The sequence below is a fragment of the Coprococcus sp. TF11-13 genome (assembly GCF_003481085.1).
Lineage (GTDB): Bacteria > Bacillota > Clostridia > Lachnospirales > Lachnospiraceae > Coprococcus > Coprococcus aceti.
Genome location: NZ_QUKK01000001.1, coordinates 53,255 through 77,856 on the forward strand (window position 1 = coordinate 53,255; position 24,602 = coordinate 77,856).

Here is a 24,602-nt window from a genome sequence, read left to right on the forward strand (position 1 = left end):
ACATATGGAGTTTACACATCTGCATGTGCATACAGGCTACAGTCTGCTGGACGGCGCGGCGAAGATAGACGGACTTGTGCGCAGGGCAAAGGAACTGGGATATGATTCCCTCGCAATAACGGATCACGGCGTCATGTACGGTGTTATAGAGTTCTATGAGACTTGTCTCAGAGAGGGGATAAAACCTATTCTCGGATGTGAGGTGTATGTCAGTCCGGGATCACGATTTGACAGGGAAGTTGGAAAGGGTGATGACAGATATTATCACCTCGTCCTTCTGGCGGAGAATGATCTGGGATATCATAATCTGTCCAAGATCGTGACCAGAGGATTTACCGAGGGCTTTTACTATAAGCCGAGGGTCGATATGGAGGTGCTGGAGAAGTACCACGAGGGAATTATAGCGCTCAGCGCGTGTCTTGCCGGTGAGGTTGCGACAAAGCTCAGAAAGGGCGACTACGACGGTGCGAAGGAGACTGCGATAAGATACAGGAATATATTTGGAGAGGACAACTATTTTCTGGAGATGCAGGATCACGGAATACCTGAGCAGGCAACCGTGAATGCGGGTATCATGCGTCTGTCAAAGGAACTGGGGATTCCTATGGTAGTGACAAATGACTCGCACTACATCTATGCCGAGGACTGGGAGGCACATGATGTTCTCCTGTGTATACAGACTAATCACAAGGTTCAGGACGAGAACAGAATGCGCTATGAGGGAGGTCAGTTCTACCTCAAATCAAAGGAGGAGATGGCTGAGCTGTTCCCATATGCCCTGGAGGCTCTGGAGAATACACATAAGATCGCAGAGCGGTGTAATGTGAATATCGTATTTGGCGAGCAGAAGGTTCCGAGATTCGATGTGCCGGAGGGATATACCGCGGAGGAATATCTGGATCATCTGGTATATGAGGGTATGGAGAAAAAGTACGGATTTACATATGAGGAGTCCGGTAAGATGGCCGAGGGAACCCACGGCTACGAGGTCAGACAGAGAATAGATTATGAGCTGTCTGTCATAAAGAGCATGGGATTTGTGGATTATTTCCTGATAGTGTGGGATTTCATTCATTTTGCAAAATCGCAGGGAATTGCGGTTGGACCTGGAAGAGGTTCGGCGGTTGGAAGTGTGGTTGCTTACTGTCTGGACATCACGACCATTGAGCCTTTGCAGTACAACCTTCTCTTTGAGAGATTCCTGAACCCGGAGCGAGTATCCATGCCGGATATTGATATAGATTTCTGCTATATCAGACGTCAGGAGGTCATCGACTACTGCGTAAGGAAATATGGCGAGGAGTGCGTGACACAGATAATAGCATATCAGACCATGGGCGCAAGAAACGTCATAAGGGACGTTGGAAGAGCCATGGATCTCCCGTATGCGGTGTGTGATTCCCTTGCAAAGGCAATACCTGCAGAGAAGGATATGACCATAGATATAGCACTCAAGACGAGCAAGGATTTCAGGGATATGTACGAGGGCTCGGACGAGATCAAGGAGCTCGTGGACATAGCCAGAAAGCTTGAGGGACTCCCTAGAAATGCAGGAATGCATGCGGCGGGAGTGGTTATAGGCCGTGAGGCGATAGAGGAGTATGCGCCTTTGTCAGTTGGAGCCGAGGGCGCGGTGGTAACCCAGTTTGAGAAGAACACGGTGGAGCATCTGGGAATGCTCAAGATGGACTTCCTGGGACTCCGAACGGCGACCGTTGTGCAGGATACAGTCAAGCTTGTCAAGCAGACAACAGGCAAGGATATAGACATAGACAATATAGATTACGATGATCCGAATATACTTGGACTCATGGGACAGGGAAAGACCGAGGGTATGTTCCAGCTCGAAAGTGAGGGCATGAGAAACTTCATGATGAAGCTGAAGCCACAGAGTCTGGACGATGTAATTGCCGGTGTTGCTCTGTTCAGACCGGGTCCTATGCAGTTCATAGACGACTACATCAGGGGCAAGGAGAACCGTGAGCTGGTTCACTATGATACTCCTGAGCTCGAGGAGATACTTGAGCCGACTTATGGATGTATCATTTACCAGGAGCAGGTAATGCAGATCGTTATGAAGCTGGCGGGCTATACGCTGGGAAGAAGTGACCTTGTGCGCCGAGCCATGGCGAAGAAGAAGCCTGAGGAGATGGAGAAGGAGCGTCATAACTTTGTGTACGGCAACAAGGAGCTCAATGTTCCAGGATGCGTGGCAAATGGAATCTCGGAGACTGTGGCAAATAAGATATTTGACGAGATGATGAAGTTCGCGGAGTACGCATTTAACAAGTCCCACTCCGTGGCATATGCGGTACTTGCGGCACAGACAGCGTACCTTAAGTATTACTATCCGGTGGAGTTCATGGCTGCGCTGATGTCATCGGTAATTGACAACAATGGCAAGGTTGCAAAGTATATAAGTGTGTGTAAGCAGATGGGAGTTGAGGTGCTCCCTCCGGATATAAATGAGGGAGTGGCAAAGTTCTCCATAAGCAACGGCAAGATAAGATACGGACTCTCCGGTATAAAGAGTGTCGGCGGTGCTGTTGTCGACAGGATAGAGGCGGAGAGGACCAAGAATGGACCGTTTAAGGATCTCAGGGATTTCCTCACAAGGATGCCTTCAAAGGACACAAATAAGAAAACTGTTGAGGCTCTGATACTCAGCGGTGCATTTGATGATATGGGAGCAAACAGAAAGCAGATGATGATGGCTCTGCCGGCCATAGCGGAGGAAGCCGCAAGGGAGAGAAAGAGCAGGGAGTCAGGGCAGATGTCTCTGTTTGACCTGATGGGAGACGATTTTGTGCAGAGCAATCTCGTGCCTTACCCTGATGTGGAGGAGTATTCAGATCAGGAGAAGCTGGCGCTTGAGAAGTCTGTGCTCGGAGTGTATATATCGGGACATCCGCTTGGCAAATACATCGAGCTTATGCAGAGAACATGCACGGCCCAGGCGACGGATTTCGTGGTGGACACCGAGGATGACGATGAGATGAGCCAGGATCAGGGTGACGGAGATGGACAGAAGCTTCAGGACAATGCAATGTATGTCATCGGCGGACTCATATCAAGGGTGACGGTGAAGCTCACCAAGAACAATCAGAATATGGCGTATGTGACTATAGAGGATCTGGTCGGACAGGTCGAGGTTATAGTATTCCCGAGGGATTTCGAGAAGTTCAGGGACAGACTTCTGGTGGATTCCAGAGTGTTTGTCAGGGGCAGGGCGAATCTCGGCGAGAAGGAAAACAAGCTCATATTGTCGGATATGATAAGCTTTGAGGAGGCAGAAGGTGGCAAGAGCTTTCAGTCGGGAAAGCCATGGAACAACAGACAGAAGCCTGTTCAGAGCAACAGCCAGCTCTGGGTATTGTTCGAGGATGTGGACGAATATATGAAGAACGAATCTGCATTTATGTCGATCCTTGAGGAGTACAAGGGCACATGTCCGGTGTACGTGCAGCTCAAGAAGTCCAGACAGGCGAAGAATATGGGCCGGGGATTCTGTGTGGATGAGAATTCCGGCGTTGTATATGCACTTCAGATGGAATACGGCAAAGACAGGGTATTGCTCAGAAAAGTGTGATAAGACACTGTAAAAGGAGAAAAAAGTGGAAGTAATTACAGCAAACAGTAATCCGAGGATAAAAGAACTTAATAAGCTGAACAAGGATGCAAAGCTCAGGAAGGGCAGAGACGTGTTCGTGGTCGAGGGGATACGCATGTTCAGGGAGCTTCCGCTTCAGAATGTTCAGGAGGTGTATCTGTCGGAGAGTGCGCTTAAGGAATACAGTGATGAATTCAAGAGCATGGGTGTGCTTGATGGCAGGAATACCTGGATACTCAGCGACGGAGTGTTCGCAGGGGTGTCACAGACCAAGACTCCACAGGGGTGCATGGCTGTGGTGAAATGCATGCATTATCAGCTTGATTCCGTGCTCGGCAGGAATGACAGAGAGACATTTCTTGTGCTGGATACGCTCCAGGATCCCGGAAATATGGGAACTATATTCAGAAGCGCCGAGGCAGCAGGTGTGACCGCCGTGCTTATAGGAAAAGGTTCATGCGATCCGTACAATCCGAAGGTAGTCAGATCGACGATGGGGGCCATATTCAGGGTGCCATTTGTCATGTGCGATGACCTGCCCGGGACCGTGGAGGAGCTGAGACGGTCAGGTGTTGTGGTGTACGGAGCACATCTGGACGGCGACGATCTCTACGACATAGTATTCCCGGACAGGGTGGCGTTCCTCATAGGAAATGAGGGAAATGGCCTGACGGATGAGGTGGCGTGCAGAGCCGACAGACTTCTCAGGATTCCGATGGAGGGCAAAGTCGAATCGCTGAACGCTGCAATATCGGCGACTCTTTTGTCGTATGAGGTAATGAGACAGCGAAAGAGAGACCGACAAAACTAGATTAAACAAGACAGCATATTTTTGTACTGCGTGGCATAACTTTTAAAGTATGCAAAAGTTTGTTATAACGGAGGGAGAAAATATGACTGAAAAAACATTAAACAACAATCAGGTAGTGGTGGCAGGAGAGATAGCATCAGAGTTCGTGTTCAGCCACGAGATATTTGGCGAGGGCTTCTATATGGTGGATCTCATCGTCAGCAGACTCAGCGATGCTTACGATACTATTCCGCTCATGGTGTCTGACAGACTGTTCGATGTGAACGAATCCCACATAGGGGAGCGCATCATGGCAAAGGGACAGTTCAGGTCATACAACAAGCATGAGGAGACCAGAAACCGCCTTATACTGTCTGTGTTTGTGAGAGAGATCGAGACCATCGACGAGGATGATGCTGAGGATGAGAACAGACCAAATCAGATCTATCTTGACGGTTACATATGTAAGGCACCTGTGTACAGGATGACGCCTCTTGGAAGGGAGATCGCGGATGTGCTGCTGGCGGTCAACAGAGCATACGGCAAGAGCGATTACATACCATGTATCTGCTGGGGCAGAAATGCGAGATTTGCCGGAAAGCTCCAGGTAGGAGAGCATGTGGCCATCTGGGGAAGGATCCAGAGCAGGGAGTATCAGAAGCGTATCGACAATGACCAGGTGATCAGCAAGGTGGCATATGAGGTGTCTGTGAGCAAGATGGAATGTCTTGAATGATATTTCATAAGGAGGGGCCCACATCAGTGGGAGGAATCCTTGTGAAGCACGCAGTAAAATATATGGTTGACATGGTCTGGATGCGGTGATATAGTAGCACTATCTAAGGTTAAACTGAATACAATATAGTAGAGGCGCGGGATTAATGATTAAGCAGGCTGATGCATGTGGATGCAGAAGATGCCTGACGAAAGGGAAGACCGCCGAAGTGATGGATATTCCACAGGATCTGTTGCTGGTTGTGCAGTTAAGAACTGTATGACTGTCATCTGAGGATGGAGAGCTACTTGTAAGAATGAGATGTTTTTATGGGTTGGCTTTTTGCCAGCCCATTTTTATGCTATATTGTATCGACTATTTATTTTTAAGGAGGACGACAATATGTCAATTTTTACCGGTTCAGCAGTTGCACTTGTAACACCATTTCTTGAAAATGGAGATGTGGATTATGATAAGCTCAAGGAGCTCGTGGAGTTTCATATAGCACACAAGACGGATGCCATAGTTATCTGCGGAACAACAGGCGAGGCTTCAACACTGTCACACGAGGAGCATCTTGAGTGCGTGAAGAAGTGTGTAGAGTTCGCTGATCACAGAATAAAGGTAATAGCAGGAACAGGTTCAAACTGTACTGCAACAGCAATATATCTCTCAACAGAGGCAGAGAGCTACGGAGTGGACGGTCTGCTCGTGGTTACACCATACTACAACAAGGCTACACAGAAGGGCCTCATCGCACACTTCACAGCCGTTGCAAATTCAGTAAATGTGCCTATAATCCTTTACAATGTGCCATCACGTACAGGTTGCAATATCCAGCCGGAAACAGCAGTATATCTTGCACAGAACGTTGAGAACATTGTCGGTATCAAGGAAGCTTCAGGCAATATAAGCCAGGTTGTAAAGCTTGCAAGCCTTGCAAAGGGATGCATAGATATCTACTCAGGAAATGACGATCAGGTTGTACCTCTTCTCTCACTTGGCGGAAAGGGAGTTATCTCAGTGACAGCCAATATAATCCCTGAGGATGTACACGATATGGTTCAGAAGTATCTTGACGGAGATGTTCAGGGAAGTCTTGATCTTCAGCTTAAGGCCATTGATCTCTGCAACGCACTGTTCTGCGAGGTCAATCCAATACCTGTCAAGAAGGCTGTAGAGCTTCTTGGTATGTGTGATGGAACAATGAGAATGCCGCTCACTGAGATGGAGCCACAGAACGTGGAGAAGCTCAAGAAGGCAATGGAAGAGTACGGAGTTCTCTAGGACTGTAATTATCATAGAAACAATACAGATGTCTGCGGTCTCAACTGGCTGCAGACATTTTTATTTGCCGAGGTGGATATAAACGTTGCACAATGGACAGCAAATGTGTAAAATGGAGTACATGTTGAAATATATGCGCATGTCAGCGTGCATAGACCACACAAAAGACGACAACAAATGACAAAGCTTATATATATGGAGGATAGACAGACATGGTAAAGATCATAATGCATGGTTGCAATGGAAAGATGGGACAGGTAATAACAGGTATCGTTGCAGGCGATCCTGATGCCGAGATCGTAGCGGGAATAGATGTTGTGGACAACAGGGATAACGGATATCCGGTATTTACAGATATAGATGCCTGCGATGTCGAGGCTGATGTCATCATAGATTTTGCAGCGGCTGTAGCTGTTGACAAGCTCCTCGATTACGGTGTGAGGACACAGACTCCTATAGTTCTCTGCACAACAGGTCTCTCAGATGAGCAGCTTGCAAAGGTAAAGGAGTGCAGTGCAAAGGTTGCCATACTCAAGTCAGCGAACATGTCACTGGGAATCAATACACTCATGAAGCTTCTGAAGGATGCTGCGAAGGTATTCTCACCAGCCGGATATGATATAGAGATAGTTGAGAAGCATCACAACCAGAAGGTGGATGCTCCATCCGGAACAGCTCTTGCTCTTGCTGATTCAATCAATGAGGCATGCAATGAGCAGTATGAGTATGTGTACGACAGAAGCCAGGTGAGAAAGAAGAGGGATAAGAAGGAGCTCGGAATCTCTGCTGTCAGAGGCGGCACTATAGTTGGAGAGCATGAGGTGATATTTGCAGGTATTGATGAGGTTATAGAGTTCAAGCACACGGCATATTCCAAGTCAGTATTTGCAAAGGGTGCTGTTGAGGCAGGAAAGTTCCTCAAGGGCAAGCCTGCAGGAATGTACGATATGGCGGACGTTATAGGATAGGAGCGGTTATGGAGATTTCAACCAGGACAGAGGATGGCGAGCTTGTTCTGTGCGCCAGCTCGATATATAATCAGAAGTTTTATCTGAACAAGGAATTTTCAAAGCTTCCTGATGAGATAAAGGACGAGCTTCACGCCATGTGTGGAGCGTTTACACAGGAGGTCGGAGGAATATTTATGTTGGTGTTTGACGACGCCGGCAATCTGAAGATACAGACGAGGGCACTTGAGGATGACCTGTTATTTGACGACATAGGATGCGGACTCAAGGTCAAGAAGCTGCAGAATGAAAAGAAGGAGCTGTTCCAGAGTCTGGAGCTGTTCTATAAGATATTTATACAGGGTGTTGACATTAACAGTCTTGTAAATGAATGATATAAAATAATTGGAAGATCAGGAAGGAAAAAGGGGCATGTTATTTGCTATTGATGCTGGAAATACAAATATTACGATAGGACTGTTTGACGGAGAACGCCTGGAGAAGACCTTCAGGATGACCACCGGGATATCGAGAACATCGGATGAGTACGGAGTATTTCTGTGCGACTGGCTCAGAATGAGACAGTTGTCAACTGATGTTATAGATGAAGTTATAATCGCTTCGGTTGTTCCGAAGATCATGCATTCCCTGGTGAATGGCATAAAGAAATATTTTGGAATAACACCACTCATAGTTGAACCGGGAATAAAGACGGGGATCAATATAGCGCTGCCAAACCCGAAGCAGCTTGGAGCTGACAGAATAGTTGACGCAGTTGCGGCTTATCACATGTATGGCGGACCGGTTCTCACGGTGGACTTTGGAACTGCCACAACGTACGACCTCATCAATGCCGATGGCGTGTTTGAGGCTGAGGTCACATCGCCGGGCATAAGGCTTATTGCAAATGCTCTGTGGACGGGAACAGCCAAGCTTCCTGAGATAGAGATAAAGGTGCCTGAGACGATACTGTGCAAGGACACGATATCCAGTATGCAGGCCGGTGTGTGCATGGGCTATATTGGCCAGACAGAGTATATAGTGAAGAGAATGCGCAAGGAGTCAGGATACGACAACATGAAGGTCGTGGCTACCGGCGGACTTGGAAAGATGATATATGAGAACACGGACTGCATAGATGTGTATGATCCGGATCTCACACTTCACGGACTCAGACTTATCATGGACAAGCAGAAATAAGTCGGATTTTGCAAATTATATATTATTATAGAAGCAATGGAGAAATTTATGGATTTCAGAGATAAATTGATCCTGGCGCCGATGGCTGGTGTATGTGACCAGCCATTTCGTCTTTTATGCAAGGAACAGGGCTGTGATATCCTGTACAGCGAGATGGTGAGCGCCAAGGCAATATATTATAAAAATAAGAACACGAAGCCGCTTCTGGCTATGGATGAGCGGGAGAAGCCATTTGGGCTGCAGCTCTTTGGCTCTGATCCTGAGATCATGGCGGAGATGGCAAAGAGGATAGAGAGCAACGGTTATTCGTTCATAGATGTAAATATGGGCTGCCCTGTGCCGAAGGTGGTCAACAATGGAGAGGGATCTGCGCTGATGAAGGATCCGGTTCTCGTTGGAAGGATAGTCGAGGCCATGGCAAAAGCTATAAGCATACCGCTGACCATCAAGATAAGAAGCGGATTTGATTCAGAGCATATAAATGCGCCTGAGATAGCACATATAGCCCAGGAGAGCGGGGCTGCCGCTGTGGCGGTGCACGGAAGGACAAGGCAGCAGTATTATCAGGGACATGCGGACTGGAGCGTCATAGCCAGGGTGAAGGAGGCGTGCATCATCCCGATCATTGGCAATGGCGATATAAACACTCCTCAGGACATCATAGACATGAGGGCGCAGACGAATTGTGACGGCTTTATGATAGGAAGAGGTGCGAGGGGCAACCCGTGGATATTCCGCGATATGAAATACTACTACGAGCATGGCGAGCTGCCGGACAAGCCTGACATATATGAAGTGAAGGATATGATGCTGAGACATGCGAGACTCATGGTTGAGTTCAAGGGTGAGTACACAGGTATCCATGAGATGAGAAAGCACGTGGCATGGTACTCAGTCGGAATGTATGATTCGGCAAAGCTCAGGAGCAATGTGAACCAGGTTGAGACTTACGAGGAGCTTGAGGAACTGCTCTGTAGATGGGCTGACAGCGCACCTGAAAAAGTCATTGTGAGTTAACATAAAAACAAAAAATGTAACAGGAAATAAAGAATTTATTAAAAATTCTAAAGTAAAAATATACAAGATGCTAATTTGTTTCAAAAATGTTACGGCACTAAAATGTAAAATGTGCACAAAAATGGCATTTTAAAATGTTGCATATTTACATTAACTGAATTAAAGATTTTATGCGAGTTGTGCATGATTTACAAAAATAGCCACTTTGCTTGACCTTTCTTTCGACAGAGATTATAATAGCGTCATGAGTTAAATTTTAACGGTTTTGTAACAATTCTGAAACCGTAAAGAAATTAAGGAGAAAAGGTTATGCAAAAGTTTTCAGATTCATCACGTATGAAATCACAGAAACTAATGAAGACATCACTGAAAAGGAACGTAAAGAAGATTAGCATAGGAGCAGTACTCCTGGCAGTTGGATTTTCATCATACGCAGTTATCGCATCAGATGACAGCATGGTTTCATCCAAGGGCAAGGGAGTGTCGATCGCAGCAGCAGGTAATACATTATACGCAGACAACACAGCAGACTATGGAGAGGCAACATCATCAGTTGCACTGGCAGATGGTACTCTGTCAGATGTCAACAAGACTGGTTCAGTAGCCCTCTCAAGCAAGAAGACAGTTAAGAAGACTTCAGCCATAAGCGGTGGAGTTCAGGAGAGCACAACAGAGGCTCGTGCAACAGAGGCTGCACAGCAGGCAGCAGACACAACAAAGTCAGAACCTACCACACAGATGAAGGTTAAGGATAAGGATAAGTCAGCAGCAGGACTTCCTGACGATCAGATATCAGTTGATCCATCAACAGAGAAGTCAACAGATGGACTTCCTGATGACAAGGTTATTTATGTGAATGGTGAGGCATCAGGTACATATCTCGGAACATTCTGGATTACGGCATATTGTCCATGTCCAATCTGCTGCGGTGAGTACAGCAACATGGATAACCCGACAACAGCTTCAGGTGCACCTGCAGTCGAGGGTGTGACATGTGCAGCGCCAAGTAACTTTGCATTTGGTACAGAGCTTATAGTTGATGGTCATACATACACAGTTCAGGACAGAGGTGGAGCTATCAATGGCAATCATCTTGATATCTACTTCTCAAACCATCAGGCAGCTCTTAACTTCGCAACAGGCTACTATGATGTATATGTAAAGTAATAAAAAGCAGAAATTGTATACAGATATATTAAAGACCCGCCGTAAGGCGGGTTTTTAAATGCAGTGAGATAAGTGTTGGGAAAGTGTTGGAAAAGTCGCACGAATGAGGCGGGCTATAGCTTGTTTTTTATAAAATGCTGTGTTATAATGCACACGATTATTTGTAAGAATACAGGTGATTCCTGAGTTTAGTACATAACGAAATGTTTAAATATATTTATTAAGGAGATTGGCAAATGGAACTTATCTACAGAAGCACAAGAAATGCAAATGAGACAGCAACAGCATCACAGGCTATACTTAAGGGACTTGCTAATGAGGGGGGACTCTTTGTACCAGATTCTATACCAGCACTTGATGTGTCTCTGGAAGATCTTGCAAAGATGAACTATCAGCAGGTTGCATACGAGGTTATGAAGCTTATGTTCACAGACTTCACAGAGGCTGAGCTTAAGCATTGTATAGATTCAGCATATGATTCAAAGTTTGATACACCGGTTATAGCACCACTTGTGAATAAGGCAGGAGCATATTATCTTGAGCTTTTCCATGGATCAACAATAGCATTCAAGGATATGGCACTTTCAATCCTTCCATATCTTCTCACAACATCAGCAAAGAAGAATGGCGTAAAGAATGAGATCGTCATCCTCACAGCAACATCAGGTGATACAGGTAAGGCTGCCCTTGCAGGATTTGCAGATGTTCCTGGAACAAAGATCATCGTGTTCTATCCAAAGCACGGTGTAAGCCCAATCCAGGAGAAGCAGATGGTTACACAGAAGGGTGACAATACATTTGTTGTTGGTATCACAGGTAACTTTGATGATGCCCAGACAGGTGTGAAGAAGATGTTCTCAGATGCTGAGCTTGCAAAGTACATGGATGAGAAGGGCTATCAGTTCTCATCAGCAAACTCCATCAACATCGGACGTCTTGTCCCTCAGATGGTATACTATGTATACGCCTACACAAGACTTGTTGCAGACGGAACCATCAAGGCCGGTGATAAGATCAACGTGGATGTTCCAACAGGTAACTTTGGTAATATCCTTGCTGCATACTACGCAAAGGAGATGGGACTTCCAATCGCAAAGTTCATCTGTGCATCAAATGACAACAAGGTTCTGTTTGATTTCTTCCAGACAGGAACATACGATAGAAACAGAGAGTTCATACTCACAACATCACCATCGATGGATATCCTCATTTCAAGCAACCTTGAGAGATTGATATACAAGATTGCTGGCAATGATGCTGAGAAGAACTCAGAGCTTATGAAAGAACTCACAACAGATGGAGTGTACACCATCACAGACGATATGAAGGCAAAGCTTGCTGAGTTCTATGGTGGATATGCAACAGAGGCAGAGACAGCAGCTACCATCAAAAAGGTATATGAGTCAGATGATTATATCATCGATACACATACAGCAGTTGCGGCTACAGTATATGAAAAGTATGTGGCAGAGACAGGAGATAAGACACCTACAGTCATCGCGTCAACAGCAAGCCCATACAAGTTCACAAGAAGCGTTATGAACGCTATAGACGCTGAGTATGATTCCAAGACAGACTTTGAGCTTGTCGACGAGCTTGAGAAGCTCTCAGGTGTAAAGGTACCTCAGGCTATAGAGGATATCAGATCAGCAAAGGTTCTCCACGACACAGTATGTGACAAGGAGGATATGCTTGCAGAGGTTAAGGGATTCCTTAATATCTAATGTATATTAAACACAATAAAATAGATTGACAGTTCATTAGTACCATCCTGTCACTAAACAAAACTAGGACATAAGAAGATCAGAATGTCCTATTCTGGTCTTTTTTTGTGGTGAACAGTTGGATGCTTATAGGAGGAGTTATGTATAAGTTAAAGACAAAGGCAAGTTTTGACAGCGCCCATTTTTTGAAAGATTATGACGGTAAATGCAGCAATATCCACGGACACAGATGGACTGTGGAGATCGAGGTCGGTGCAGAGACTCTTGAGAGCGATACACAGAACAGAGGAATGGTGGTTGATTTCTCCAATCTGAAGAAGGATCTGAAGGAGATTGCGGATCACTTTGACCACAGCCTTATCATGGAAACGGGAAGCTTGAAGCCGGCGACGGAGGATGCGCTGCTGGCGGAAAATCTGAGGATCGTGAAGGTTGATTTCAGACCTACTGCTGAGAACTTTGCAAAGTATATATATGATGAGATGGCAGGCCGGGGCTACAAGGTCATAGAGGCAAGTGTGTATGAGACACCGAACAACGTGGCTTCTTATTGTGAGTAAATATATATGATAGGATTCCGGTGAGAAGCTGGCAGGTCTAAAAATCTGGAAGATGTGAGAGAATGGAGAATATACACCGGGAGAAAGGAAATACAGTCGTGAGCACATACAGAGTAGTAGAGAGATTTATAAGTATCAACGGTGAGGCTGCAAGAGCCGGAGAACTTGCCGTGTTCATAAGATTTGCGGGATGCAATCTTGATTGCGGTTACTGTGATACCAAGTGGGCAAATGAGGCAGGCGTTCCTTATGAGGAACTCACCGAGGATGAGATCATCGATTATGTCAGAAGAACAAAGGTGAAGAATGTAACCCTGACAGGTGGGGAACCGCTGATACAGAAGGACATAGATAAGTTGCTCCTTGCATTTGAGCTGGAGGATGATGTAAGGGTCGAGATTGAGACAAATGGAAGTGTGGATATCGCAGAGTTCAAGGCTCTTGGGGGAAATGTATCGTACACGCTGGATTACAAATGTCCATCCAGCGGCATGAAGAATGACATGTGCCTTGCAAATTATAACTATATAGACAAGAATGATTCGGTGAAATTTGTGGTCGGTTCACAGGAGGATCTGGAAAAATGTTTTGAGATAGTTAGGGAGTATGCGCTGGATGAGAAGACGAGAGTATTCATCAGCCCTGTGTATGGCAGCATAGATCCTGCGGATATAGTGGATTTTATGATCGAGAACGATATGAATGATGTGAAGCTTCAGTTACAGCTTCACAAGTTCATTTGGGATCCGGAAGAAAGAGGTGTATAAGATGGCGATAGATAAAGAGGCTATAAAGGAACACGTAAGAGGAATATTGATTGCCCTTGGAGATGATCCTGACAGGGAGGGACTTGTAGAGACTCCTGACAGGGTTGCGCGTATGTACGAGGAAGTATTTGAGGGAATGAACTACACCAATGACGAGCTGGCCGAGATGTTCGGCAAGACATTTGCTGAGGATGGAGTGGCAAGGCAGGTCGGTGACATGGTGTTTGTCAAGGATATAGAGGTGTTCAGCTACTGTGAGCATCACATGGCGCTTATGTACGACATGAAGGTGTCAGTCGCATACATTCCAAATGGAAGAGTGCTCGGACTTTCTAAGATAGCGAGGATTGCGGATATGGTGGCGAAGAGACTTCAGCTCCAGGAGAGGATAGGCTCGGACATAGCCTACGTCATATCCAAGGCTGCTGGAACTGAGGACGTGGCGGTCATGATAGAGGCACATCACAGCTGCATGACGGCAAGGGGCATCAAGAAACCGGGAAGCAAGACCATGACGACCACTCTCAGGGGAAGATTTGAGAGCGACACAGCTCTGCAGAACAAGATGCTGATGATGTACAATGCGGGAAGATAGTTATCGGTACACTGAATTGATAATGGTGAATTTGTTTATCCGTGAGCGTTATAATGCGGTTCGGAATATCATATTTGATTATATATGGAGGATGAGATCATGCAGAATTTAAAGAATAAGGATGAGGCAGTTGTAGTATTCAGCGGCGGACAGGACAGCACAACGTGTCTGTTGTGGGCACTCAAGAAGTATAAGAAAGTGTACGCCGTATCATTTGACTATGGACAGAGACATGCGTTAGAGCTTGAGTGTGCTAAGGAGATCGCGGACAAATTCGGAGTGGAGCATCACATACTTGATATGAGCCTGCTTAACCAGCTTGCGCCAAATTCACTGACAAGAACAGATATGAAGGTTGACGAAAATGCACCTGAGGAGGGCACGCCGAATTCATTTGTCGATGGAAGAAACATGGTATTTCTTACATTTGTAGCAATATTTGCCAAACAGAGGGGAATATCTGATATAATAACAGGAGTGTCCCAGAGCGACTTCTCAGGATACCCGGACTGCAGGGATATATTTATCAAATCGTTAAATACAACACTTAACCTTGCAATGGACTACGAGTTTGATATAATAACACCATTGATGTGGATCGATAAGATGGAGACATGGAAGATGGCTGATGAGCTGGGCGGACTGGATGTTATCAGAGATATGACACTCACATGTTACAATGGCATCAAGGGCGAGGGCTGCGGACATTGTCCATCATGCAAGCTCCGCAAGAAGGGGTATGATCTGTACATGAAGTACAAGGAGGATCACAAGTAAATAAGCAGTATCAAAGGGAAAGGTTGTGTTATTGAAAGTATGAAGAATATGCTGTTCATCATGAATCCCAAAGCGGGTAGGACTACTCTGAAGAATTCTTTGGTGGATGTGCTGGAAGTGTTCTGCAATAACGATTACGCGGTCAGGACATATCTTACGAAATCGGCAGATGACGCAGAGAGAATTGTTCAGGAGGAAGGCGCAAACTACGATGTGATCGTATGTGCGGGGGGCGATGGAACCCTGGGCAACACAGTTACAGGATATATGAAGAGCGGGATAAGGGTTCCACTTGGATATATTCCGTGTGGCTCCACCAATGACTTTGCAAGGAGCATGGACATACCGAGAGAGACGGTTGAGGCGGCTGAGATGATAGTGAAGGCAGAGCCGTTCTCCATAGATATAGGAAGTCTGAACGACAAGAACTTTGTTTATGTCGCAGCTTTTGGAATGTTCTCAGATACATCATATGCAACGCCGCAGAATATGAAGAATATATTTGGACATGCGGCATATGTATTGCAGGGGATAAAAAGCCTGGCAAATGTACCATCTTACAAGATGAAGGTTACAATAGACGGGGACGAGCAGGAAGGCGAGTTTATATTCGGTATGGTGTCCAACTCGGTATCCGTTGGAGGGTTTAAGAGTATAACCCGAAAAGGAGTTGAGTTCGATGACGGACTTTTTGAGGGAGTATTGATAAGGACAATGAAGACACCGGCTGACCTGGAGAGAGTGGTCAGGGCACTTCTTACAGGTGATGTGAATGAGAGAAGCATGGTTTCATTCAGGGCTCACAGGGTCAAGTTTGATGCAGAGGATCCGGTTGCATGGACATGTGATGGTGAGTTCGGCGGAGAATATAAGGAGACCAAGATACACATCCACAGGAGAGCGATAGATCTTCTGGTTGTTCAGGAAAGTGAACAGGATGAGGTTATAGAATAATAGAATCGAGGATTTTACAATGGGTAAATATTTTGGAACAGATGGATTCAGAGGCGAGGCAAATGTAGACCTTACAGTGGAGCATGCCTATAAGGTTGGAAGATACCTTGGCTACTACTATGGCAAGCAGCATGAGGATGGAAAGGCTCATGTCGTCATCGGAAAGGATACGAGACTTTCAAGCTACATGTTCGAGTATTCCCTGGTTGCGGGACTTACAGCCAGCGGAGCTGATGTATACCTGATGCATGTAACACCTACACCTAGTGTGTCTTATATAGTCCGCACAGGTGATTTTGACTGCGGTATCATGATCTCAGCCAGTCATAACCCATACTATGACAATGGTATAAAAGTCATCAATGGTCAGGGCTACAAGCTTGAGGCTGCCATCGAGAATGAGATCGAGCAGTATATAGATGGTGAGCTTGGCGAGATACCATTTGCAAAGAAGGACAGCATCGGTAAGACCACCGACTACACAATGGGAAGAAACAGATATATAGGTTATCTGCTCACGATCCCTACCAGACCTTTCAAGGGAATGAGAATTGGTCTTGACTGTGCAAATGGTGCGTCATATCTGGTTGCAAAGTCGGTGTATGACGCTCTCGGAGCAAAGACATATGTCATCAACAATGAACCAAATGGAACAAACATCAACACGGACTGTGGTTCAACACACATTGAAAAGCTTCAGGCATTTGTCAAGGAGAAGGGACTTGATGTGGGATTTGCATTTGACGGTGATGCGGACAGGTGTCTTGCAGTGGACGACAAGGGCGAAATCGTGGATGGAGACAAGATACTCTATGTCTGCGGTCGTTATCTGAAGGATAAGGGCGAGCTGAACAACAATACCATCGTCACAACTATCATGTCCAACCTTGGACTTTACAAAGCACTTGACAAGAAGGGCATCAACTATGAGAAGACGGCAGTCGGTGACAAGTACGTGTTTGAAAATATGATGGAGCACGGACATTCCATCGGCGGCGAGCAGTCAGGACATATCATCTTCTCCAAGTATGCAACAACCGGTGACGGTGTCCTCACCTCACTGATGATCATGGAGACTATACTTGGACGTAAGGTCAAGCTCTCAGAGCTGTTCCACAGCCTGACGATATATCCACAGCTTCTTGTGAATGTCAAGGTTTCAAGCAAGGATGCAGTCATGAACGATGCTGATGTGCTGAAACTGAACGATGAGATAGCAGCAGAGCTTGGAGACGACGGAAGACTTCTTCTCAGACAGAGCGGTACAGAGCCTGTCATCAGAGTTATGGTCGAGGCAGCCACAGATGAGCTGTGTGAGAAGTATGTATATAAGATGGTGGATCTCATAAAGGCAAAGGGATACGCTGTGGAGTAGCGCTTTTGTGAGAAAATTTCTGAAAAAGATAAAATATTCTCTCTTATAGACAAATAAGAGTCAGAAAGATACAAACATTCAAAAAATTGTATCTTTTTGGCTTTTTTTGTGCTTTAAGTGAAAATTTTGTATTGTTAAATGCAATAAATCTTGAAAAAGATAAATGATAAAATTATATATTCTATATTATTTATGTTTGAAGTAGGAATCTCTGAATTATAGTAGCAAAACGGAGCTATAGTGCAAACGGAGTTACAGTGCAAAACGTGTTGGTGGGGGATTGAATTTAACAAACATTTTGCTCTATAGGGCAAAAACATGCGTTGATGTGTTAATTGATGATATAAGATATGTGGATTTTCTCAAGTTTAAACAGACAAATACTTGCGAAATATACTGCTGTTGGCGAAAATACATGAAAAAAGTGGGGTATAATCCTAAAAATGATAGAATTTATCTGTTGACATGTTGTGGCAAAACAGATAAAGTTTTATGTGGCGAAAGATATGACTGTCACCAGACATACGATGAGAATTATGTGGCCGTGACAGTTACAATAATATAACATGAGAGGCATATATTTATGAACGAATGTTTAAGATCCCATTATTATGACGAGGACGAGATGCACGAGGAGTGCGGAGTCTTCGGTATCTATGATTTCGATGGAAATGATGTGGCGAACACGATCTATTATGGTCTGTTTGCATTGCAGCACCGTGGGCAGGAGAGCTGCGGTATAGCGGTGTCAGACACTGCCGGTCCTAAGGGCAAGGTCAGCTCCTTAAAGGGCATGGGCCTTGTGAATGAGGTGTACACACCTGATTCACTGAGCAAGCTAAAGGGAAATATCGGTGTGGGTCATGTGAGATATTCAACAGCCGGTGCCAGCACTATAGAGAATGCACAGCCACTGGTTCTCAATTATGTAAAGGGAACTCTGGGACTTGCACACAACGGCAATCTGGTAAATGCTCCTGAGCTTAGACGTGAGCTGGAACTCACAGGCGCTATATTCCAGACTACAATTGATTCTGAGGTAATAGCTTACCATATAGCCAGGGAGAGAGTTAAGTGTGGTTCCGTTGAGGAGGCTGTCACTAGAGCTCTCAAGAAAGTAAGGGGATCATATTCACTTGTTATCATGAGCCCTAGAAAGCTTATCGGAGCCAGAGACCCATTTGGCTTCAGACCGCTTTGTATAGGAAAGCGTGATAATGCATACATACTGGCATCTGAGAGCTGCGCTCTCGATACCATAGGGGCTGAATTTGTCAGGGATGTGGAGCCTGGAGAGGTTGTAACCATATCACCTGAGTACGGAATCCAGTCGTATAAGAACATGTGCCAGGAGCAGCATGCAAGATGTATATTTGAGTATATATACTTTGCGAGACTTGATTCAGTCATAGATGGAATGTCTGTGTACGATTCGCGTATCACAGCCGGAAGATGCCTTGCAAAGGACAGCCCGGTTGATGCTGATGTGGTAGTTGGCGTTCCTGAATCGGGAAATGCAGCGGCCATGGGCTATTCACTTGAATCGGGTATTCCATATGGAACGGCATTTGTCAAGAATGGATATGTGGGAAGAACATTCATAAAGCCACAGCAGAGCCAGAGAGAGTCTAGCGTGCGTGTTAAGCTGAACGTCCTTAAGGAGGCTGTAAATGGCAAGCGTGTCATAATGATAGATGACTCTATAGTTCGTGGAACTACGAGTGACAGAATAGTTGGTATGCTCAGGGAGGCAGGAGCGACTGAGGTCCATGTAAGGATCAGTTCACCTCCATTCCTGTATCCATGCTACTTTGGAACTGACATTCCGGACAGAGATCAGCTCATAGCATACAACAGGTCTGTAGATGATATATGCAAGATCATAGGTGCCGACTCTCTGGCGTACCTGAAGATGGAGAGACTTCCGGAGCTCTCAGGCGGAAGACAGTACTGCCATGGATGCTTCAGCGGCCAATATCCTATGAAACCGCCTACAGAGGACATCAGAGGCGACCACGAAGACTTCAAGAGAGGATCGGAGTCACACATAAATTAGGATTCCGAATTTCTGGTTTATGCAAAAAAAGCATGGAAATAATCTGAAACCCATGTATAATAGTTGTGTGATAAGATATAAAAGCATTTGTCAGCTGGCAGATGCGGGAGACTACAGGAAGAAAGAGGTAAAGACATGAGTAAGGACAAGTACGAAAGCCCACTGTGTGAAAGATACGCTAGTAAGGAAATGCAGTATATTTTCTCACCTGATATGAAGTTTAAGACATGGAGAAAGCTGTGGATAGCTCTTGCTGAGACAGAGAAGGAGCTTGGCCTCAAGGACGAGAACGGCAATCCAAGAATCACAGATGAGCAGATCGAGGAACTCAAGGCTCACGCTGATGACATCAACTATGATGTTGCCAGAGAGAGAGAAAAGCTGGTTCGTCATGACGTAATGAGCCACGTATATGCATACGGTGTTCAGTGCCCTAAGGCAGCTGGAATAATCCACCTTGGAGCAACAAGCTGCTATGTAGGCGATAACACAGATGTTATCGTTATGACAGAGGCATTAAAGCTTGTCAGAAAGAAACTCATCAATGTTATAAATGAGCTGGCAAAGTTCGCAGATCAGTACAAGGATCTCCCAACTCTTGCATTTACACATTTCCAGCCTGCACAGCCAACGACAGTCGGCAAGCGTGCAACACTCTGGATGCAGGAGCTGCTCCTTGACCTCTCTGATATAGAGTACATGATCAGCCAGCAGAAGCTTCTCGGATCAAAGGGAACAACCGGAACACAGGCAAGTTTTCTTGAGCTCTTCGGAGGAGATCACGAGACAGTGAGAAAGATAGATGGCAAGATCGCTGAGAAGATGGGATTTGCTGAGTGCTATCCTGTATCAGGCCAGACATATTCAAGAAAGGTCGACTCAAGAGTTCTTAATGTGCTCTCAGGCATCGCACAGAGTGCACACAAGTTCTCAAATGATATCAGACTTCTCCAGCACTTAAAGCAGATAGAGGAGCCATTTGAGAAGAACCAGATCGGTTCATCAGCTATGGCATACAAGAGAAATCCAATGAGAAGTGAGAGAATCGCATCACTTGCCAATTATGTAATGTGTGACGCGCTCAATCCTGCTATCACAGCCGCAACACAGTGGTTTGAGAGAACACTGGATGACTCAGCAAATAAGCGTATCTCAGTTCCAGAGGCATTCCTTGCAGTTGACGGAATCCTTGATCTGTACCTGAATGTTGTAGATGGTCTTGTGGTATATGACAAGGTTATCTACCAGTGCTTCATGAAGGAGATTCCATTCATGGCAACAGAGAATATCATGATGGATGCTGTTAAGCGTGGCGGCAACCGTCAGGAGCTTCATGAGAAGATCAGAGAGTACTCAATGCTTGCAGGCGAGCAGGTCAAGAAGTACGGAAGAGAGAATGACCTCGTTGACCGTATCGCAGCAGACCCTGACTTTGGTATGACAAAGGAGGAGATCGTATCTATCCTTGAGCCAAAGAACTTCGTAGGTCGTGCTCCTGAGCAGACAAGAGAGTTCCTTGCAGAGGTCATTCAGCCTATCCTCGATGAGAACAAGGATATCCTCGGTGTTACTGCGGAGATCAATGTATAAAGATCTGAATTAAAATGTATATAGAGTAAATAAGACGCTGGCGCATTTGCAGTGTTGATATGTCTGTTCTGTCATGGACATATCAACAAGCTTATGTGCCGGCGCTTTTTATATATTGAATGGGTGTCATTTTGCGGCGGAATGCGGATTACATGGACTGACAGACAGCTCAATTCTACGCATAAAAATTCTTGTCGTAATTTCATTAGATTTGCATTTGCTAAGGTACGAATAGGTACATTCTAAGGTTTACATTTGGAAATAGATGTGTTAGTATGGTTAGCGAAAACTAACCTAAAAATTAATACAAAAGAGTGTTAAGGGGGCTAAAGAGATGTTGGTGACAATAGTTGCGGCGGTAATTGTTATGGTGGCCTATTTCCTTCTTCTGTACGGAATGGTCGCATTTGTACAGGATAAGAGATTTATGAGCACAGCACCGAAGGAGAATCTGGCGGTGATTCCTGACAGAAAAGAGAGATTTCGCGGAGCTCATGCGGTTGGATGGTGTATAGAAGTAGTTGCACTTCTGCTGTTTATAGGAGCTATCGTGCTTAGCGTGTGGGATGGCGTACGGCATGATTTCGGCTACTGGAAGTTCTTCGCGCGATTCATAGTGATAATGTATGTGATGGAGATCTATGATATAGGTTTCTTTGACTGGGTGCTGCTCTGTCATTCAAACTTCTTCCCGCGTTATTATCCGGAGGTCAAGGGAGTTGTGGGACCTCATATGTTCGGATACAATATGAAGATGCATGTTATGCACTTTATTATATATATTCCTATCTGCGCTGTGGTCGCCGGGGTGTGTATGCTGTTTTAGAAAAGACTAAATCTACTTAGGTTATCTTTTGATATAGTCATGATAGTTATTGAACAGCCTTGGAATGATATAGTATAATATTATCAATAATAATTGGAGGTTGATAGTATGCCAGAAATATCACTGTTTTATGGAATCAGAATAACTATGTATTATGATGATCATAATCCGCCACATTTTCAGGCAGAATATAACGGAAATAAAGCTATAATAGATATAAATGAAGCACGGGTTATAAAAGGTGCATTGCCTTCAAGGCAGTTAAAGCTCATACTTGCATGGTGTGTCATTCATCAAGATGAGTTAATGCAGAATTGGGAATTATCGAAGGATGGTTTGCCATTAAATAGAATAAATCCATTGATTTAAAAATTTATATACTATACAGAGAGGGGGGAATTGGCATGATATATGATATAGTGCAAGTGGTTCCATTTGATGATTATACAGTATATGTGTATTTTGAGGATGGCAAAATTGTATGTTATGACGCAAAACCACTACTGGATAAGAAAGTGTTTGAACCACTTAGAGACAAAGATTTCTTTTTGAATTCATGTACAATTTTGAATGGAACTTTGGCATGGGATGTGACAGGAACGAGGGATACATCGAAATGTCTGGATATAGATCCGGATACGTTATATGAATTGGAAAATGTTAAAGAGAAAATAGCGTAACATAAATCGGTATACAGTAAACTATAAATAGCTGGTGTATGGACGAAACGTCTGTGCGCCAGTTTTTTTGTGCAGACAACAATACAGAGTTTGTATATGCACAGGATTTGGGTGGCTGGCGGGGCAACTATGAAAAAACTGATCAGCGTGATATAATGAGCATTGTTCGATGTATTTATGAAATATAAGGGGATATATTATTATGATGAAACTGACAAAGGAAGAACAGCACAGGCAGTGTATAAAAGAGATCAAAGCGACGTTGCTTGTGGTATTTATATGTTTTTTATGGCATGTGCTAACCGCGTTCCTGCTAAATGGCACCGGGTGGACGGTGTTCCATATGCCGGCGTGGTTTGTGGTCTCGGTGCTTGGAACAGTGGTGCTTGCGGTAATCGGTGTATTCTGGCTGCTTAAGTTTGTGTTTGTAGATTTCCAATATGAAGAGGATGAGAGTGAGGGTGAAAATGAACAGTAATCAGATATTGATCTTATCGGTTTTTCTCGGATATCTGTTATTCAATGTTGTGGTGAGCTTTGTCTACAGCAGAAGGGCGGAGAAAAGTCTGCACACAACGTCCGAGAAGAAGTATTTCATAGGCGGAAGAAATATGAACGGAATCGTCCTAGCCATGACGATCATGGCGACATACACTTCCGCAAGTTCATTTATATCAGGGCCGGGTGCAGCGGGTCTTACATATGGATATGCACAGGCGTGGATAGCTGCTATCCAGGTCCCGGTCACATTTCTGGTGCTCGGTGTGCTTGGAAATAAGCTTGCGATAGTGTCCAGACGAACGGGCGCTGTGACAGTGGTGGGATACTTCAAGGCGAGATACAAGAGCGATGCTCTGGTGGTCATCACGAGCCTTGGACTTATAGTTTTCTTCATAGCACAGATGATAAGCCAGTTTACGGGAGGGGCCACACTTATAGCATCCATAACGGGAATGGATCATGTGAGTTCACTTTTGATATTTGGCACAGTCGTGATATTGTACACAGCTATTGGCGGATTCAGTGCGGTTGTCATAACTGACACGATTCAGGGAATAGTAATGTGTATCGGAACATTCCTGTTTATATTCTTTGTCTTAAGGAGCGGGGGCGGTCTTGCCGCGATAGATGCCGGTCTTCAGACAAATCTGCCGGAGGTGTACGATGACATTTTCTCGAAATACACGCCAGGAGGACTGCTCAGCTATTGGGTGCTTGTGGGATTTGGAACGCTGGGACTTCCCCAGACTGCTGTGCGCGCCATGGGATTTAAGGATACGAAGAGCATGCACAGAGCGATGTGGATCGGAGTTCTCACATGCAGCTTTGTAATTGTGGGAATGCATCTTGCAGGAACATGGGCTGGCGCACTTGTCGATACGGACAATCTTCCAACTTCGGATTATTTTATACCGTATATAGTACAGAAGATCATGCCGCCTGGAATAGCAGCGATATTCCTCGCAGCGCCGATGGCAGCAGTCATGTCGACAGCGGATTCGCTCCTCATACTTGCCACAGCAGCTATAGTGAAGGATCTATGGAAGAATTACGTGGTGGGTGATGATCCGGTGAAAAATGAGAAATACGACAAGAACGTCAAGCTGGTGAGCACGATACTTACGATGTTGCTCGGTGTGGTGGTGATGGTTCTCACGATCAATCCGCCGGATATAATTTTCATGCTCAACATGTTTGCATTTGGCGGACTTGAATGCACATTCTTTTGGCCTCTTGTGGGAGGTCTGTTCTGGAAGAAGGGAACTAAGCAGGCGGCGGTGTGCAGCAGCGTAGGTGCGATCGCGACATATATATTTGCAACGTATTTTATCAAGATCGCTGGGATAAATGCGGTCGTGTGGGGACTGATGGTAGGTGCGGTGCTGTACTTTGGAATTGGGTTTATAACGGGAAGAAAAGGACTTTATCCGGATATTCTGGACAAGTGCTTTTGATATGTGCGCA

23 protein-coding genes and 1 riboswitch are annotated in these 24,602 nt (G+C 45.2%); all 23 genes read left to right on the plus strand.

Annotation, left to right across the window (positions count from 1 at the left end):
* The first annotated feature begins 4 nt into the window (after positions 1–4).
* The 23 genes from DXD11_RS00260 to panF all read left to right on the plus strand — a co-directional run bounded on the left by DXD11_RS00260 (position 5) and on the right by panF (position 24,592).
* Complete coding sequence (locus tag DXD11_RS00260; RefSeq protein ID WP_118757540.1) at positions 5–3,589, plus strand: DNA polymerase III subunit alpha; 3,585 nt, start codon at positions 5–7, stop codon at positions 3,587–3,589.
* 25 nt (positions 3,590–3,614) lie between these two features.
* Positions 3,615–4,421, plus strand: coding sequence for a TrmH family RNA methyltransferase (locus tag DXD11_RS00265; RefSeq protein ID WP_118757541.1), 807 nt, complete (start codon positions 3,615–3,617; stop codon positions 4,419–4,421).
* A gap of 82 nt (positions 4,422–4,503) precedes the next feature.
* On the plus strand, positions 4,504–5,136 hold the full coding sequence (locus tag DXD11_RS00270) for a single-stranded DNA-binding protein (protein ID WP_117548569.1): 633 nt from the start codon (positions 4,504–4,506) through the stop codon (positions 5,134–5,136).
* Positions 5,137–5,257: 121 nt separating this feature from the next.
* Positions 5,258–5,430: riboswitch (Lysine riboswitch) on the plus strand.
* Between the two features lie 87 nt (positions 5,431–5,517).
* Positions 5,518–6,402, plus strand: coding sequence for a 4-hydroxy-tetrahydrodipicolinate synthase (gene dapA, locus DXD11_RS00275; RefSeq protein WP_118016774.1), 885 nt, complete (start codon positions 5,518–5,520; stop codon positions 6,400–6,402).
* Positions 6,403–6,614: 212 nt separating this feature from the next.
* Positions 6,615–7,370 carry a 4-hydroxy-tetrahydrodipicolinate reductase gene (gene dapB, locus DXD11_RS00280; protein ID WP_022216597.1) on the plus strand — a complete coding sequence of 252 codons (756 nt, stop codon included), beginning with the start codon at positions 6,615–6,617 and terminating at the stop codon, positions 7,368–7,370.
* A gap of 8 nt (positions 7,371–7,378) precedes the next feature.
* Positions 7,379–7,744 carry a DUF6145 family protein gene (locus DXD11_RS00285; RefSeq protein ID WP_015533275.1) on the plus strand — a complete coding sequence of 122 codons (366 nt, stop codon included), beginning with the start codon at positions 7,379–7,381 and terminating at the stop codon, positions 7,742–7,744.
* 37 nt (positions 7,745–7,781) lie between these two features.
* Positions 7,782–8,549 carry a type III pantothenate kinase gene (locus tag DXD11_RS00290; protein ID WP_015533274.1) on the plus strand — a complete coding sequence of 256 codons (768 nt, stop codon included), beginning with the start codon at positions 7,782–7,784 and terminating at the stop codon, positions 8,547–8,549.
* A 48-nt stretch (positions 8,550–8,597) separates the two neighbouring features.
* Positions 8,598–9,566: a tRNA dihydrouridine synthase DusB gene (dusB, locus tag DXD11_RS00295; RefSeq protein WP_022216595.1), complete on the plus strand. Its 969-nt coding sequence runs from the start codon at positions 8,598–8,600 to the stop codon at positions 9,564–9,566.
* Between the two features lie 309 nt (positions 9,567–9,875).
* Positions 9,876–10,733 (plus strand): 3D domain-containing protein, encoded by an 858-nt coding sequence (locus tag DXD11_RS00300; protein ID WP_117548572.1) that lies wholly within the window; start codon positions 9,876–9,878, stop codon positions 10,731–10,733.
* 236 nt (positions 10,734–10,969) lie between these two features.
* Positions 10,970–12,457 (plus strand): threonine synthase, encoded by a 1,488-nt coding sequence (thrC, locus tag DXD11_RS00305; RefSeq protein ID WP_022216593.1) that lies wholly within the window; start codon positions 10,970–10,972, stop codon positions 12,455–12,457.
* Positions 12,458–12,597: 140 nt separating this feature from the next.
* Entirely contained in the window at positions 12,598–13,017 is a 420-nt protein-coding gene (queD, locus tag DXD11_RS00310; protein WP_187115846.1) for a 6-carboxytetrahydropterin synthase QueD, read from the plus strand.
* Between the two features lie 62 nt (positions 13,018–13,079).
* Positions 13,080–13,784 (plus strand): putative 7-carboxy-7-deazaguanine synthase QueE, encoded by a 705-nt coding sequence (queE, locus tag DXD11_RS00315; RefSeq protein ID WP_199688716.1) that lies wholly within the window; start codon positions 13,080–13,082, stop codon positions 13,782–13,784.
* Between the two features lies 1 nt (position 13,785).
* Positions 13,786–14,379, plus strand: coding sequence for a GTP cyclohydrolase I FolE (gene folE, locus DXD11_RS00320; protein ID WP_118649310.1), 594 nt, complete (start codon positions 13,786–13,788; stop codon positions 14,377–14,379).
* 99 nt (positions 14,380–14,478) lie between these two features.
* Positions 14,479–15,156: a 7-cyano-7-deazaguanine synthase QueC gene (queC, locus tag DXD11_RS00325; RefSeq protein ID WP_055143853.1), complete on the plus strand. Its 678-nt coding sequence runs from the start codon at positions 14,479–14,481 to the stop codon at positions 15,154–15,156.
* Positions 15,157–15,195: 39 nt separating this feature from the next.
* A complete protein-coding gene (locus tag DXD11_RS00330; protein WP_022216588.1) occupies positions 15,196–16,110 on the plus strand; it encodes a diacylglycerol/lipid kinase family protein in 915 nt (304 codons plus the stop codon).
* Positions 16,111–16,129: 19 nt separating this feature from the next.
* Complete coding sequence (gene glmM / locus DXD11_RS00335; RefSeq protein ID WP_055223692.1) at positions 16,130–17,485, plus strand: phosphoglucosamine mutase; 1,356 nt, start codon at positions 16,130–16,132, stop codon at positions 17,483–17,485.
* Between the two features lie 583 nt (positions 17,486–18,068).
* On the plus strand, positions 18,069–19,541 hold the full coding sequence (gene purF / locus DXD11_RS00340) for an amidophosphoribosyltransferase (RefSeq protein WP_118757542.1): 1,473 nt from the start codon (positions 18,069–18,071) through the stop codon (positions 19,539–19,541).
* Between the two features lie 135 nt (positions 19,542–19,676).
* Positions 19,677–21,131, plus strand: coding sequence for an adenylosuccinate lyase (gene purB / locus DXD11_RS00345; RefSeq protein ID WP_015533264.1), 1,455 nt, complete (start codon positions 19,677–19,679; stop codon positions 21,129–21,131).
* Positions 21,132–21,465: 334 nt separating this feature from the next.
* The gene (locus DXD11_RS00350; RefSeq protein WP_117548577.1) at positions 21,466–21,957 is read left to right on the plus strand and encodes a hypothetical protein; all 492 of its coding nucleotides are present in this window, start codon (positions 21,466–21,468) and stop codon (positions 21,955–21,957) included.
* Positions 21,958–22,065: 108 nt separating this feature from the next.
* Positions 22,066–22,326, plus strand: a complete 261-nt coding sequence (locus tag DXD11_RS00355; protein WP_118757543.1) for a DUF4160 domain-containing protein — start codon at positions 22,066–22,068, stop codon at positions 22,324–22,326.
* Positions 22,327–22,361: 35 nt separating this feature from the next.
* A complete protein-coding gene (locus DXD11_RS00360; protein WP_022216586.1) occupies positions 22,362–22,637 on the plus strand; it encodes a DUF2442 domain-containing protein in 276 nt (91 codons plus the stop codon).
* 202 nt (positions 22,638–22,839) lie between these two features.
* Positions 22,840–23,115, plus strand: coding sequence for a YhdT family protein (locus DXD11_RS00365; protein WP_004849642.1), 276 nt, complete (start codon positions 22,840–22,842; stop codon positions 23,113–23,115).
* Positions 23,105–24,592: a sodium/pantothenate symporter gene (panF, locus tag DXD11_RS00370; RefSeq protein ID WP_118757544.1), complete on the plus strand. Its 1,488-nt coding sequence runs from the start codon at positions 23,105–23,107 to the stop codon at positions 24,590–24,592. The genes DXD11_RS00365 and panF overlap by 11 nt, the downstream gene beginning before the upstream one ends.
* Positions 24,593–24,602: the final 10 nt, after the last annotated feature.

Excerpts from the sequence above, each read along its gene's own strand:
- DXD11_RS00260 (WP_118757540.1), top strand. The coding sequence starts at position 5 with ATGGAGTTTACACATCTGCATGTGCATACAGGCTACAGTCTGCTGGAC.
- DXD11_RS00270 (WP_117548569.1), top strand. The coding sequence starts at position 4,504 with ATGACTGAAAAAACATTAAACAACAATCAGGTAGTGGTGGCAGGAGAG.
- dapA (WP_118016774.1), top strand. The coding sequence starts at position 5,518 with ATGTCAATTTTTACCGGTTCAGCAGTTGCACTTGTAACACCATTTCTT.
- dapB (WP_022216597.1), top strand. The coding sequence starts at position 6,615 with ATGGTAAAGATCATAATGCATGGTTGCAATGGAAAGATGGGACAGGTA.
- DXD11_RS00285 (WP_015533275.1), top strand. The coding sequence starts at position 7,379 with ATGGAGATTTCAACCAGGACAGAGGATGGCGAGCTTGTTCTGTGCGCC.
- DXD11_RS00290 (WP_015533274.1), top strand. The coding sequence starts at position 7,782 with ATGTTATTTGCTATTGATGCTGGAAATACAAATATTACGATAGGACTG.
- dusB (WP_022216595.1), top strand. The coding sequence starts at position 8,598 with ATGGATTTCAGAGATAAATTGATCCTGGCGCCGATGGCTGGTGTATGT.
- DXD11_RS00300 (WP_117548572.1), top strand. The coding sequence starts at position 9,876 with ATGCAAAAGTTTTCAGATTCATCACGTATGAAATCACAGAAACTAATG.
- thrC (WP_022216593.1), top strand. The coding sequence starts at position 10,970 with ATGGAACTTATCTACAGAAGCACAAGAAATGCAAATGAGACAGCAACA.
- queD (WP_187115846.1), top strand. The coding sequence starts at position 12,598 with ATGTATAAGTTAAAGACAAAGGCAAGTTTTGACAGCGCCCATTTTTTG.
- queE (WP_199688716.1), top strand. The coding sequence starts at position 13,080 with ATGGAGAATATACACCGGGAGAAAGGAAATACAGTCGTGAGCACATAC.
- folE (WP_118649310.1), top strand. The coding sequence starts at position 13,786 with ATGGCGATAGATAAAGAGGCTATAAAGGAACACGTAAGAGGAATATTG.
- queC (WP_055143853.1), top strand. The coding sequence starts at position 14,479 with ATGCAGAATTTAAAGAATAAGGATGAGGCAGTTGTAGTATTCAGCGGC.
- DXD11_RS00330 (WP_022216588.1), top strand. The coding sequence starts at position 15,196 with ATGAAGAATATGCTGTTCATCATGAATCCCAAAGCGGGTAGGACTACT.
- glmM (WP_055223692.1), top strand. The coding sequence starts at position 16,130 with ATGGGTAAATATTTTGGAACAGATGGATTCAGAGGCGAGGCAAATGTA.
- purF (WP_118757542.1), top strand. The coding sequence starts at position 18,069 with ATGAACGAATGTTTAAGATCCCATTATTATGACGAGGACGAGATGCAC.
- purB (WP_015533264.1), top strand. The coding sequence starts at position 19,677 with ATGAGTAAGGACAAGTACGAAAGCCCACTGTGTGAAAGATACGCTAGT.
- DXD11_RS00350 (WP_117548577.1), top strand. The coding sequence starts at position 21,466 with ATGTTGGTGACAATAGTTGCGGCGGTAATTGTTATGGTGGCCTATTTC.
- DXD11_RS00355 (WP_118757543.1), top strand. The coding sequence starts at position 22,066 with ATGCCAGAAATATCACTGTTTTATGGAATCAGAATAACTATGTATTAT.
- DXD11_RS00360 (WP_022216586.1), top strand. The coding sequence starts at position 22,362 with ATGATATATGATATAGTGCAAGTGGTTCCATTTGATGATTATACAGTA.
- DXD11_RS00365 (WP_004849642.1), top strand. The coding sequence starts at position 22,840 with ATGATGAAACTGACAAAGGAAGAACAGCACAGGCAGTGTATAAAAGAG.
- panF (WP_118757544.1), top strand. The coding sequence starts at position 23,105 with ATGAACAGTAATCAGATATTGATCTTATCGGTTTTTCTCGGATATCTG.